This window comes from Arcticibacterium sp. SM2516 (assembly GCF_057914865.1).
Genome location: NZ_CP195290.1, coordinates 5,447,384 through 5,461,234, shown reverse-complemented (window position 1 = coordinate 5,461,234; position 13,851 = coordinate 5,447,384). Strand labels below are relative to the sequence as shown.

11 protein-coding genes are annotated in these 13,851 nt (G+C 37.1%); 6 read left to right on the top strand and 5 right to left on the bottom strand.

Features of this window, described 5'->3' with window-relative positions; all coding sequences use genetic code 11:
- Nucleotides 1–114 precede the first annotated feature (114 nt).
- A complete protein-coding gene (gene htpG / locus ACSBFT_RS22285) occupies nt 115–1,926 on the top strand; it encodes a molecular chaperone HtpG (RefSeq protein ID WP_489602488.1) in 1,812 nt (603 codons plus the stop codon).
- A gap of 229 nt (nt 1,927–2,155) precedes the next feature.
- On the opposite strand, the gene ACSBFT_RS22280 is transcribed toward htpG, so the two are convergent.
- The 4 genes from ACSBFT_RS22280 to ACSBFT_RS22265 all read right to left on the bottom strand — a co-directional run bounded on the left by ACSBFT_RS22280 (nt 2,156) and on the right by ACSBFT_RS22265 (nt 5,634).
- On the bottom strand, nt 2,156–2,464 hold the full coding sequence (locus ACSBFT_RS22280; protein WP_489602487.1) for a hypothetical protein: 309 nt from the start codon (nt 2,462–2,464) through the stop codon (nt 2,156–2,158).
- Between the two features lie 148 nt (nt 2,465–2,612).
- Nucleotides 2,613–3,014, bottom strand: a complete 402-nt coding sequence (locus ACSBFT_RS22275; RefSeq protein WP_463048834.1) for a response regulator — start codon at nt 3,012–3,014, stop codon at nt 2,613–2,615.
- Nucleotides 3,015–3,021: 7 nt separating this feature from the next.
- Nucleotides 3,022–4,959, bottom strand: a complete 1,938-nt coding sequence (locus tag ACSBFT_RS22270; protein ID WP_489602486.1) for a PAS domain-containing sensor histidine kinase — start codon at nt 4,957–4,959, stop codon at nt 3,022–3,024.
- Nucleotides 4,960–5,190: 231 nt separating this feature from the next.
- Nucleotides 5,191–5,634 carry a type I restriction enzyme HsdR N-terminal domain-containing protein gene (locus ACSBFT_RS22265; protein WP_489602485.1) on the bottom strand — a complete coding sequence of 148 codons (444 nt, stop codon included), beginning with the start codon at nt 5,632–5,634 and terminating at the stop codon, nt 5,191–5,193.
- Nucleotides 5,635–5,661: 27 nt separating this feature from the next.
- On the opposite strand from ACSBFT_RS22265, the gene ACSBFT_RS22260 reads away from it, so the two are divergent.
- Nucleotides 5,662–6,438 (top strand): AMP nucleosidase, encoded by a 777-nt coding sequence (locus tag ACSBFT_RS22260; RefSeq protein WP_463048831.1) that lies wholly within the window; start codon nt 5,662–5,664, stop codon nt 6,436–6,438.
- A gap of 1 nt (nt 6,439) precedes the next feature.
- Here ACSBFT_RS22260 and ACSBFT_RS22255 read toward each other — a convergent pair whose 3' ends face one another.
- The gene (locus ACSBFT_RS22255; protein WP_489602484.1) at nt 6,440–7,321 is read right to left on the bottom strand and encodes a DNA adenine methylase; all 882 of its coding nucleotides are present in this window, start codon (nt 7,319–7,321) and stop codon (nt 6,440–6,442) included.
- Between the two features lie 142 nt (nt 7,322–7,463).
- Here ACSBFT_RS22255 and ACSBFT_RS22250 point away from each other — a divergent pair, with 142 nt between their 5' ends.
- The 4 genes from ACSBFT_RS22250 to ACSBFT_RS22235 all read left to right on the top strand — a co-directional run bounded on the left by ACSBFT_RS22250 (nt 7,464) and on the right by ACSBFT_RS22235 (nt 13,812).
- On the top strand, nt 7,464–8,876 hold the full coding sequence (locus tag ACSBFT_RS22250; protein ID WP_489602483.1) for a PQQ-dependent sugar dehydrogenase: 1,413 nt from the start codon (nt 7,464–7,466) through the stop codon (nt 8,874–8,876).
- Between the two features lie 57 nt (nt 8,877–8,933).
- Entirely contained in the window at nt 8,934–9,899 is a 966-nt protein-coding gene (locus ACSBFT_RS22245; RefSeq protein ID WP_489602482.1) for a Kelch repeat-containing protein, read from the top strand.
- Nucleotides 9,886–10,341 carry a nuclear transport factor 2 family protein gene (locus ACSBFT_RS22240; protein WP_489602481.1) on the top strand — a complete coding sequence of 152 codons (456 nt, stop codon included), beginning with the start codon at nt 9,886–9,888 and terminating at the stop codon, nt 10,339–10,341. The genes ACSBFT_RS22245 and ACSBFT_RS22240 overlap by 14 nt, the downstream gene beginning before the upstream one ends.
- A 534-nt stretch (nt 10,342–10,875) precedes the next feature.
- Nucleotides 10,876–13,812, top strand: coding sequence for a DEAD/DEAH box helicase (locus tag ACSBFT_RS22235; protein ID WP_489602480.1), 2,937 nt, complete (start codon nt 10,876–10,878; stop codon nt 13,810–13,812).
- Nucleotides 13,813–13,851: the final 39 nt, after the last annotated feature.

The following is a 13,851-nucleotide window of genomic DNA, read 5'->3' as shown; positions in this document are numbered from 1 at the left end:
AATCAAAACTGTCAATCTGTCAGCCTTTTGGCAATTGGAATATCCTTTGTTCAGCCTTAAATGCCGAAAGGCAAATCACAAATAAGATTGTTTAAAACAAAAATATAAGATAACATGTCAACTGAAAAAGGTAGTATTTCCATTAATACGGAAAACATCTTTCCGATAATTAAGAAGTTTTTATACTCAGATAACGAGATCTTCCTAAGAGAACTTGTTTCTAATGCGGTAGATGCCACTCAAAAAATCAAAAAGCTCTCTTCAATGGGCAAATTTGATGGTGAACTGGGAGACTTAAAAATCAAAGTATCAGTAGACAAAGAAGCTAAAACCATCACCATTTCCGACAGAGGTTTAGGAATGACCGCTGATGAGGTTAAAAAATATATTAATCAAATAGCTTTTTCTGGTGCTAAAGATTTCCTAGAAAAATATAAAGATGTAGACGATAAGAATCCTATTATTGGTCAATTTGGACTTGGCTTTTACTCGGCTTACATGGTCGCTAAAGAGGTAGAAATTCATACAAAGTCTTACCAAGATGCTCCAGCCGTTAAATGGCTATGTGACGGTACCACAGAGTACGAAATCTCTGACATTGAAAAAACAGAAAGAGGTACAGATATTATCCTTCATGTGGCGGAAGACTCTGAGGAGTTTTTGGAAGATGCTAGAATTGAAACCATTCTTAATAAATACGGAAAATTCCTTCCTGTTGAGATTGAATTCAAAGAAGAAATCATCAACAATCCGAATCCAATATGGGTTAAATCTCCTTCTGATTTGACAGATGAGGATTACGTGAGTTTTTATAAAGAGCTTTACCCAATGGGCGAAGACCCACTTTTCTGGATTCACTTAAATGTAGACTATCCTTTCAACCTGACAGGCGTACTTTACTTCCCAAAAATCAAACAAGATTTCCAGCTAAGCAGAGAAGGCATTCAATTATATAGCCGTCAAGTTTTTATTACGGATAATGTGAAAGACATTGTTCCTGAATTCTTGCAATTACTTCACGGGGTTATTGACTCTCCAGATATTCCTTTAAACGTATCTAGAAGTTATTTACAGGCAGACGGAAATGTTAAGAAAATCAACAGCCACATCACTAAAAAAGTAGCTGATAAATTGGGAGAACTTTTCAATAATGACCGCAAGTCTTTTGAAGAGAAATGGGATAGCATTGGCCTGTTTGTGAAATACGGAATTATCTCTGACGACAAATTCTACGACAGAGCTCAAAATTTCCTATTGTTCAAAAACACAGAGAACGTGTACTTCACGGCCGAAGAATACAAAACTAAAGTAGAGGCTCTTCAAAAAGACAAAGACGAAAACACCATTCTTCTTTACACCACGGACACCGAGAAACAAGACGCCTTTATTAAAGGAGCTAAGAAAAGAGAGTTTGATGTATTGGTTCTTAACGATGTCTTGGACGCTCACTTCATTAACACTATGGAGCAGAAACTTGAAAAAGTAAGCTTCAAACGTGTGGATGGCGATTCTTTTGACAAATTAGTTGACAAAGGTTTAACGACAGAGTCTGTTCTTGGCGAAAAAGAAAAGGAGAAAGTAGAAAGTCTTTTCAAAGAATTAGCTGGAAATAACGTGGTTCAGATAGAAGCTCTTCCTGCCGATGACGCCCCAGTAAGTATCGTTCAGCCTGAATTTATGCGTAGATGGACGGACATGAACAAACTTAACGGCCAAGCGGGCATGATGGGCAATATGCCAACCATGTATAATTTGGTAGTAAATGGAAACAGCCCAATCATTGCGAAAATGCTTAAAATGAAAGGTGAAGACAGAAGACAAGTTTATGCGAAACAATTGCATGATTTAGCTCTTCTTTCTCAAGGAATGCTTTCAGGAGGTCATTTGACAGACTTTGTGAATAGAACTTTTGAGGAGATGGCTTAATTCTTATCGATATTATTTTTTTTGATATTGGATATTAGTTATTGTTCTTCTATAACTGTAGTTCGATATTAGGGGCTTACGCCTTTTTATTAGACCTCGTGGATTTGTTCTGCGAGGCCTTTTTTGTTCTACATACATGGAGCGTTATTTCATCAAAATTATCTACTCCTTCAACAACTCCACCTCAACTTCATAATCTTGATACTGATTCACATATTGAAATGCCTCGTTATACTTTTCGTCTGAAATCCAGGCTTTGTTCTTCTCTAAACCTGCCAAGAATAAGCGATTTATCTTGGTCTAACCTTAACATTTCTTCGTTCACTGTTTTTACCTTAAACAATTCAAATTCGGTATGTCCTTCCTTCTCCATTTGGAGCTCTAATATATCTCCATTTACAGTATAGGCTCCTGCATAATTATTTTTGGAGAAAAAATCAAAACTGGCTTCTGATAGTCCTAACTGCCTCAAACTACATGAACCAACAGCATTTAAAGTAAGGAATCTTCCATAAGTTGAGTTAATAGATGCTTGCAAAGGGCTTATGCCTGCTTTCTCTTTATTGGTATAAATAAAGTCTAATTGCCAGTTACATCCTTGGCAGGAGTGGACTCATCAGAATCGCCGCCACAAGCAAATGGAAAAGATGCATAAACTATAACGCTAGATTCAGGTTAAGACTAAACTAGTTGAAATAATAATCGACCAAGTTTCCAAGCATTACTTTTGTCATGGGTTTGTTTTCTATAACCTTCACAAAAGGATTAGATTTGGCTTTTTCAAAATCATCTGGATTTTGAGAGGTGGTTAGAATAATAATAATCGTTTCCTTCTTTTCTTCATTATCTATTTTGCCGTAGGCTTCTAAAAACTCCCAACCATTCATTTTGGGCATATTAATGTCTAAAAATATCAGGTTTGGAAACCCTAACGAGCTTTCTAAAATTAAATTTATAGCCTCTAAGCCATTGTTAGCTACTTGTACCTCTTCTGCACAGTCTAGATTGCTAATAATTTTTTTATGTATAAAGTTAGTGATGTGGTCATCATCCACTAGCAAAATACTGTTTACCTTCTTTTTTTTCACAAACTCATTAGTTAAGGTTCTTATTTATCGTAAAATAAAATGTAGTGCCGACGCCCAATTCTGATTCGAACCAAATGGTACCACCATGTAGTCTTACTATTTTCTCGCAATGGGCTAATCCTATCCCTGTTCCTTCAAAATCTCTTTTATCATTTAATCTAGCAAAAATGGCAAAAACTTTCTGGCTATGCTCCGCTTCTATTCCTATGCCATTATCAGCTATCTTAAACTCCCAATAATCTAATTTATCTTCTGCTGAAATCTTGATTTCAGGTGTTACTCCTTTCCTGTTAAACTTAGCAGAGTTACTGATAAGATTTTGCAACAACAGCCTAAACTCTACGGGATAAACCTGTAAAACAGGCAATTTTTCTACTAAAACATTCGCTTTATTCTGACCAATAACATAAGAAAGGTCATCAAAAACCTGCGATACGACTTCCTTTGTATTTACTTCTAACAATTCCCCATCCCTCCCTAATCTAGAATAATCCAACAAGCCTTTTATCAAATCCTCCATTCTAGTAGAAGTTTGGGTCATAAACTCCATGTACTTCTTAGCATTATCGTCTAGTTTATCTCCATATTCTTCCTCCATAAGACCTAAAATTGACCTGAGTGTATTTAACGGCTCTTGAAGATCGTGTGAGGCTATATATGAAAACTGCTCTATCTCGGCACTTTTAAGTTTTAGGTTTTCATAATCTTCTGCGAGAACTTTCTGCGTGGTAATGTCCTGAAGAATGGCTAAATTCTGATAGTTATAACCCATGTCGTCATGAAATGGTATTATAGCGGCATGAACCCAATAGATACTGCCATCTTTGGCTCTTCTCTTTATCCCTCCATACCAAACTTTTCTATGCTCCAATTTCTTCCTGATTTCTGCATAGAATTCTTCATTATAAAAGCTCGTTGACACGTTGCCATAATGCCTCCCTATAATCTCTTCTTTAGAATATTGAGACACCTCACAAAACTTATCATTGGCGTATTTGACTATTCCATCGCCATCAAATATGGTAATCAATGAACTTTGGTCTAAGGCATACTTAAACTGTTTGAGTTCCTGATTTGAATCCCTAAAAAACTGTTCAAGTTTCTTTTTTTTGAAATCCACCTTATTCAGCTTCACGCCAAGATAAAATACATAAATAATACCCGAAAAAGTGAGTAGAACCGTGTAAATAATTATACCAAACTGAAAATCAATTAATCCACTATTGGTAAAAAAAAGAAGCAGATAGCTTAAGATTAGTGGAAATAACATGACAAAAAATAGTAACGAGTTTACCATTTTATTTCCAGCCAAATCTTTGAGGTACGGCCTAGCCAAACCGTAGGAATCGTTCTTCTTAAATTGAGCCAGAGAGAGTAACAAAAACAGCACCGAAGTACTTATAGACATAGTGTCTATGAGAAATAACCGTATCCCTAGCGGTATTTGTAGAACAAAAGTAATGATAGAAAGAAAGCAGATAAATACAATAATTGACAAAAAATATAGGGCCTTTCTTTTCTCTCTAACAGCCCTACGACTGGAATAAAACATGGCCATAGCCAAAAGAATAAAACAAATGGCCGTCCCTAAAGACATCCTGCCTGGAAACCTTATGGAATACTTGTCTTGGAGAAAAAGGTTGTCAATGGTGAAAGAAGGTAGAAAGATGTATTCTAAAACGGTGATTAGTCCTATTCCTAAAATAACGCCTAAAACTATTTTCCTAACAATATTCAAACTGGAAGGTGGCATAAGAAGACATAAACCACAAAGCCAAAGGCCTAAGGCGGTATTAAACTTCATGGTAGCTGTCTCAGAAAAAACAGTAATGATTTTAAAGGAATCTATCAGCCAGCCAAAAATAGCCAAAGAACTAATACAAAGTACAGAGATAGAAACCGCCTGTACAATCCAGATTTTATTTGAGCCTAATTTTCTGAGCATTTAATTATATAGCCATTTATAGGAAGACCTTTCTGTCTGATAAAATAAAACCTATTACTTCATCTGATTTCTGTCAGCTATTCACTTTGTAGTCAACTATTCAGTTAACCCAAAATCGACACGTCAGAAAAACAGATCGTCAAAACACCTATTTCCTAGAGACTAAAAATACCAAAAGAATACTTAAGAAACTGTCATGTATGCGAATTCTTAATTTTTCTTAATAAAAAATCAAGGAGCCGGTGGCAAAGAATTCAATTGTAGTGAAGAAGAATTCTCAAAATCCATTTCAAAACAAAAGGTTTTAAATCCATTTGTTATGGATACATAAGGAGCTTTTAATGTCTTATTATATATTGATGCTTGACCAATGGTTTTTTTAGTCAGCGAAACCTCAGGGGCTTTACATTCCACTAATAAATATGGCTTAGCGTTTCTGTCAAAAACCAAAATATCAGACCGTTTATCTAAGGCATGATAGGACAAGCCACTTTCTATTTTCAGAAGGGTTTTAGAATATCCCAAATGCTCAATCAAAAGGTGTATGACATGCTGACGTACCCATTCCTCGGGAGTTAAGACGACATATTTCTTTCGAACGGGATCAAAAATCCTCTTTTTCCCTTCAATTTCAGTAATTTTGCAGTCGAAAGACGGCAAGTTTAGACTTTCCATTTTCATTTCATCAAACATAACATATTATTGAAAAACAAAGAAGACATCGTTAAAAACTGGCTCCCAAGATATACAGGAACCGAACTAAGTGAATTTAAACCTTACGTATTATTGACAAATTTCGGTAATTACGTAGAGATGTTTGCAGAACAATTTGGCGTGGAAGTCAAAGGGAAAGACCGAGCCATGCAAACGGCCTCTTTTGGCAATATTACCATCATCAATTTTGGAATGGGAAGTGCCATGGCAGCTACTGTTATGGATTTACTTTCTGCCGTGATGCCAAAAGCAGTTTTGTTTTTAGGTAAATGTGGTGGCTTAAAGGAAATCACAAACTTGGGCGATTTCATCCTGCCAATAGCTGCTATTAGAGGGGAAGGAACCAGTAATGATTACGCTCTCCCAGAAATACCTGCTTTACCATCTTTCAGACTACAACGTTCTGTATCTGAAATGATTATCAAACACAACATGGACTACTGGACGGGTACCATATATACCACTAACAGACGAGTTTGGGAGCATGACGAAAAATTCAAGGACTATCTTAGAGATATCAGAGCATTGGGTATTGACATGGAAACTGCCACTATTTTTATAGTAGGATTTGTGAATTCTATCCCTCATGGAGCATTGCTTTTAGTATCAGATAACCCTATGACTCCAGATGGCGTAAAAACTGAAGCGAGTGATAAGAAAGTCACCACAAATTTTGTTCAAAAGCATATTCAGATAGGCATAGATGCCCTAAACGAACTTTGCGAGTCTGGAAAGTCGGTAAAACACATGCGTTTTGAGACCTGATCTAGAAATTAGAAATAAGCAGCTCTGTTAAATGACCTCTTTTAGCAGCGTCTACATTTATTCTTCTGTTTGCGTTTACCCTCTTTATGACGTAATCGGCGTATAAATCGTCAAAAAAATGGTCGTCTGAGTTATAATTTTTTACGTCAGAATTACTCAGCATCCATTTGTGACCTTTCTTTTCTAGAAGGTCACAAAATTCTTTTAACCTCACCTGCTGGTCATCACCAAATACTTTTTGGGCATAGGTGTTAAAACTGGATGTGCTATTTATTGGTTTATAGGGTGGATCCAAATAAAAAAAAGCCTTCTCTTCTATATACTGCATGGCCTCTTGATAATCTCCATTTAAGATTGTCACCTTCTCAAGTAACAAAGAGACTTCCCTTAAGTTTTTCTTGTTACAAATTTTCGGTTTCTTATAACTGCCAATGGGCACATTAAACTCATTCCTCTTATTGACCCTAAAAAGACCGTTAAAACACGTTTTATTCAAAAAGATAAAGAGAGCACTTTGTGAAACTTGGTCGGAATTCCTTTGATTAAAAAGCTCTCGTTTGGCGTAAAAAAAAGCTTTTTTCTTCTTTTCATTTCCTAAAACAGCATAATACTCTTGCTCCCATCTACTTAGAACAGAAATCAATTCTTCCACGTCATTTCTCACCACTTCGTAGCAACCACATAAGTCTAAATTGATATCATTTATTACCACTTTTTTTACCCATGGAAAATGCTGCAATACCCAAAACAATACCGCTCCACTTCCCACAAAAGGTTCGACGTAAACAAAAGGCTCATGTTTTACTAAGTCTGGCAATCTTGCCTCTATTTCGGGAAACAATTGCGTTTTTCCGCCCGCCCATTTTAAAAAAGGTTTTGCCATTTATTATGCTCCAAAAAAAATAAACTGTTAGAAAGCGTCAGTATGTCTTCAAAAACTGCGAATAATTGCCACCAAGGTTCACACCCAATTTTCTCTTTCAATCCAAATACCTAAATTCACCACTAAAATAAACTTTATTTAAATGTTAAGACTCTCCTCTTTCCTAATATGTCTGGTGGTTTTTGCTAGTTGCACCAAAAAATCTGGCGTAAACAACGTCAATAATAATCAAAATGACTTCACAGACTCTAGGGCTATTTATGCTAAATATTGCTCATCTTGCCATGGCGAAAAAGTAGAAGCTTTTGTAGACCGACAATGGAAACATGGTAACACTAAAGATTCCATTATTGCCAGTATTAGCAACGGTTACATAGACTCAGGTATGCCAATCTGGAGAAGCACTATTCAGCCACAGGATATCGCAAAATTGGCAGATTTAATAGTGAGCAGCTTAAGTACTGTGGATCAATACGACTTTAAAGAAATTGAAAAAACAGACACCTATAAGTCTAAAGGTATAACGGTCAAATTGGAAACCATGATTGAAGGCTTAAGCAGCCCTTGGGGAATGGTTACATTACCCACAGGCGAACTTTTGGTAACGGATAGATCAGGGGAATTATGGAAAGTAGCTTCTGATAAAAGTAAAATCCAAATTTCTGGTATACCCGATGTTTTGGCCGTTGGTCAAGGCGGGCTTTTTGATATTAAACTACATCCCAACTATGCGGAGACGGGCTGGTTATACCTTACCTATGCAAAACATAAAAAAGAAAATGGAAGAGTGGTGGCCACCACTGCCATGTTAAGAGCTAAACTTAAAGGCAACGCCCTGACAGAGCAAGAAGAAATTTTTGAAGCTCTACCCTATTTCCCAACCCGCCATCATTATGGAGCCAGAATGATTTTTGATAACGATGGATACTTATATGTTTCTGTTGGAGATAGAGGAATGAAAGATCAGAACCCTCAATCTTTGGAAAATCACTGTGGTAAAATTCACAGAATAAAAGACGACGGTAGTATCCCTGAGGATAACCCTTTCTACAACACGCCTAATGCTGTAAAATCTATCTGGAGCTTTGGCCACAGAAATCCACAAGGTTTGGATCTCGATCAAGCAACAAATACCCTTTGGGAGCACGAGCATGGCCCAAGAGGCGGAGACGAATTGAATATTATTAAGAAAGGAGAAAATTATGGTTGGCCTGTTATCTCTTATGGTATAAATTACGACGCCACCACATTTACCGATATTACAGAGAAAGAAGGTATGCTTCAGCCAGAATTATATTGGATTCCTTCTATTGCACCCTGCGGTATGGCATATGTAACATCAGATAAATATAGTGCTTGGAAAGGAGATATTTTAGCCGGTTCTCTTCGTTTTAAATACGTGAACAAAGTGGCCATCAAGGAAGGAAAAGTTGACAGTGAAGAGAAACTTCTACCTAATATCGGTCGACTAAGAAATGTAACCCAAGCTGCAGATGGTTTTATATATGTAGGAATAGAAGACCCAGGCACTGTTTATAGACTATTACCCCAATAATATCGAAAGGCCTGCTCTGTTCCCAGTTCAGGCCTTTTTTTAAAACTCAACCCTAGAATGTTAACAAAGAAAATTTTAACCTTACTTTTCTTGGCTATTAGCTTCCAAGTGTCGGCTCAAAACTGGCATATAATGGAAACCATTGGCGAAAGCACTCCCCGTGGTGAAAACTCCATGGTGGCCATTGGCAAAAAACTATACCTTTTTGGCGGTAGAGGTATGAAACCGATGGAGGTTTTCGATACCAAAACCAATACTTGGGAGAAAAAAGGAGAATTACCTTTAGAGATACATCACTTTCAGGCCGTTGCATTTGGCGGTGAAATTTACGTTTTAGGAGCATTAACGGGTCCTTTCCCGCATGAAACATCTATCCCGAATGTTTATATCTACAATCCCAAGAAAGACGAATGGAGAATGGGTCCTAAAATCCCGAGAAAAAGAGGTTCTGCCGCATGTTTTGTTTACAAAGACAAAATCTATGTGGTCAACGGAATTATAGACGGACACTGGGATGGTCATGTAGCTTGGTTTGACGAATATGATCCAAAAACCGGTGCTTGGAGAGAACTAAGCGACTCACCAAATGCAAGAGACCATGTAGCTGCCGGTGTAGTAAAAAACAAAGTGGTAATAGCTGCCGGCAGAAAATCCAGACATAAAACAGGCGAAGTAATGACGCTCACAGTGCCTTTTACAGACATTTATGATTTCAAAACCAAAACTTGGACTACCGTAGAGGGTTCCAACATCCCTACTTTAAGAGCTGGTCCTGGCGTGGCAACTTTGGGCTCGAAAGTCCTTTTTATAGGTGGTGAAGCCGCTGACCAAAAATTGGCTCATAATGAGGTAGAGGCCTTTGACCTGAAAACCATGAAATGGACTACACTCCCGCACTTGGTTAGAGGAAGACATGCTATAGGTGCAGCCAAAGTGGGTAACAAAATTTATATCTCGTCTGGTGTCGGTAATAGTGGTGGAAGTCCAGAATTAAACAGTTTAGAATGTTATGGTTGTAAATAAAATAGCTTTTCTTGTTTTACTTTTTAGTTTATCCATAACGCTAAAGGCTCAAAAAAACAATAACGAAGAACAGCTAAAAAGCTTGATTCAAAACTCTTTTGATGACATCTTCAGTAAACAAAATAAGGAGACGGTAACACAATACTATACAGAAGACTTCCTTCTTCTTGAAGCTGGTGTGGTATGGAATCTTGATTCTGTCTATTCTTATATTGACAGAGCAAATGCCAGAAAAATAAAACCAGAAAGAATAAACACCTTTGACTTTTTAGAAATAAAAGTCGAAGGTAAAACCGCTTGGATAGCCTATCAAAATTATGCTGATATACGGATTGATGGTAAATCCGTGGTGAAGCTTCATTGGCTAGAAAGTGGCTCTGCCATTAAAACAAAGGAGGGTTGGAAACTTGCCTTACTGCATTCTACGATAGTCCCGAAATAACCCAATTGGTATCATTTGACTTTATGATGATGTCACAAACCAAACCGGAATTTCATACTTAACTCCTTTTAATATCCTTGTTCCCACCTTTTCTAAAAAAATAAGACATTTCCATTTCTCTAAAAGAAGGCTATCACTAAAAATGAAAATGGCTAGAAAAGGCACAAAATAGGCTTTCTAGCTTATTTTACCCGGATTATGCGTTGGTGAATCGTTATGAGAAGTTAAAGTGCAATAAATCAGACAATTAAAGGAATTTAGCATTGCACCGCTATGGTGATTGAGTTTAATTGGGTTTACGAACTGATTTGAAGCAATTTAGCTACGGTCCCGATAAAACCGGGAGATTGCCTAATGCATAAAGCGGATTCAATAGTAAAAACTCCGATATGACATCAATTCCATCCGCTTACAATCTTATAAAATTCAACTGTTGATAAGTTTATTTGCCCACCGAGGCGTTGCTGATTAATTTCGGAGTTTATAAAACCATCAAATGAGGTTTAATCTGTTTTAAACCTAGCTTTTTTGATAATGAAGGTATCTACCTCTGAGCCATTTAAAATGGTTTACTCTCTTTACCAGCATCAGTACCTCGGATATCTATTTGAATCCTTTGTGGTTCAGTTAGACCATAGAGAACAGCTGACTTTTGCTCATCAAAATGTTTCCTCCAAAAACATCAAAGAATTCTCCGTCGGGATAGATGATGTAGACATAGAATTAGTAAAACTGATGGATGCTATTCATCAAGATACAATTTTATTAAAGTTCAACCCCAAGAGACTTAAACCGTTCGATTACTTCACCAAGGTATATGCTGGAGAAAGGCCCGATTTGGGGATGCAAGCGGCTATAGAAGAATATCTGAATAAATACAGATCTCTTATTCTTCCAAAGCTCGTAGGTAAAAGATTCTTCATCATGGGAGAAGATGGAGACCCAACCAGGCAAGAAGTGCAGGTAATGGGTGAAAAAACCAAAGTCTTCATGAACTTTGATCGTAAGGAAGACCATACCATCTATTTCCCAGTACTAAAATGTGCTGGCGAAAAAGTCAGACTACAACATGTTGGGGCTCAAATGCTCAGCGATTCGCCTGCCTTTCTTTTAAGCGAAAACAGACTTTACTATTTCGACAAACATATTGATGGCAAAAAACTCCGACCATTCTTTGACAAAAACAACATAAGAATAGAGCGAAGAATTGAAAAAACTTATTTCCGGAAATTTGTAGGTCCGCTGATAGCCCATTTTAATGTTTTTGGGCATGGAGAAGGTTTTGTCATTAAAGACGAAAATGCTCCCGCTTCACCGGTATTACTCATCAGTGAAGTGGGTGGAACAAAAAACCAGCCCCTATCCCTTTTTGATACGCCAGCGAAAGCTTTGGATTCACCGGAAAAAATAAACTTTGACCTTAGTTTTACTTATGGCGACTCTACTTTTAGGTTTGACAGCCTAGCGGCTAATGCTTATGTAAGGGTGGAAGAAGTAGGCGACGGATGGGTTTTTCATAAGGTCAGGAGAAATCTTGAATTTGAAAAAGAGATTATTAATACCATAAGAGAGCTCGGTCAGGACTTAGTTCATGGCAGAAAAACCGTGATTAAAAACGAAGGTTTTACATGGCTTCAAAAAAATGCCATACAACTGGAAGAAGCCGGTATAAATATAAAACAAGCGGAAAACTCTGAGAAAAAATACCACCTAGGTACTTCTTCCATAGAAGTAAGCATTGAGGAAAACAGCGATTGGTTCGATATTAAAACAAAAGTCCAATTTGGTTCTTTTGAAGTACCGTTTCTTAAATTACGAGAGCTGGTATTGGCTAATATTAGAGAATTTAGATTGCCAAACGGTCATATTGCCGTTATTCCCGAAGAATGGTTTATCAGATATCACGAGCTATTTACGCTTACAGACATCGGAGAAAACGACGAACTTATACTTAAGAAACACCATCTTAATTTAGTTCAAAATCTGGAAGAAGAAGGTTTAGCCAACACTGTTATTGGAAGAAAACTTCAAGGTCTAAATAATTTTGAAGAAATAAAGTCATATAAAATCTCTCCAGGTTTTCAAGGAGAATTAAGGCCTTATCAAAAAGCTGGCTACGATTGGATTAATTTCTTAAGAGACTTTAATTTAGGTGGCTGCCTAGCCGATGACATGGGTTTAGGTAAAACGGTAATGACCTTAGCTTTTTTACAATCTCTAAAAGACGATGGCGTAAAGAATCCTACGCTTCTGGTAATGCCTACTTCTCTTATTTATAACTGGCAAAAAGAAGCCGAGCGATTTACCCCAGAACTAAAATTACTTGTACATACGGGAGGACAAAGAATAAAAAAAACAGAGCATTTTGCAGATTATGACTTGATTCTTACTTCCTATGGAGTCTTAAGACTTGACATCAAATTTATGGAAAAGTTTAGGTTTGAATATGTCATTTTGGACGAATCTCAGGCCATTAAAAACCCAACTTCCAATATTTCTAAATCTGTCAGGCTTTTAAACTGCCGAAATAGACTCATTCTTACGGGTACACCTCTGGAAAACAGCACCATGGATCTCTGGAGTCAGATGACCTTCATTAACCCAGGGCTACTAGGATCGCAGGCATTTTTTAAAGAAAACTACCAATTACCCATAGAAAAAAAGAGGGACGAAGAAGCTTCCAAGAGGCTTTATAGCAAGATAAAACCCTTCATGCTTCGGAGGCATAAATCTCAAGTAGCTACAGAGCTTCCTGAGAAAATAGAAAGCGTACAATACTGTGACATGTCTGAGGCTCAGGAAAAACTCTATGAGGAAACCAAGGCGTATTACCGTAATATGATTATTGACCATATTCAAGAAAAGGGTATTAATAAATCTCAGTTGGTGGTACTTCAGGGACTTTCTAAACTGCGTCAAATGGCTAACAATCCACTGATGGTGGATCCAGAATATGCTGGAGACTCAGGAAAAGACTCCGATGTTATCCATAAACTCAAAAGCATTATAGAAAGTGGCTCAAAGGTTTTGATATTTAGTCAGTTCGTAAAACATCTAACTATCATCAGAAAATACTTAAATGACAATAAAATCAGTCATTCTTACCTAGATGGAGCTACCAAAAACCGAGAAGCGGAAGTAAACAAATTCCAAAACGACGACAGTATTAAAGTCTTCTTAATATCTCTGAAAGCTGGTGGAGTGGGCTTAAATCTTACAGCCGCAGAATATGTATTTTTGCTAGACCCATGGTGGAACCCTGCCATAGAAGCTCAGGCCGTAGATAGAGCCCACAGGATAGGTCAGAAAAATACCGTTTTCACCTATAAGTTTATAAGCCGAAATACCGTAGAAGAGAAGATTTTAGCTCTCCAAAATAAGAAAAAGAGATTATTTGACGAACTCATAACCACAGAAGAAACATTCATGAAATCTCTAAGTCAGAATGATATTCTGAATTTGCTGGACTAGCCCTTTAGAATCAGAATATAATTTGGGTTAATTATATTC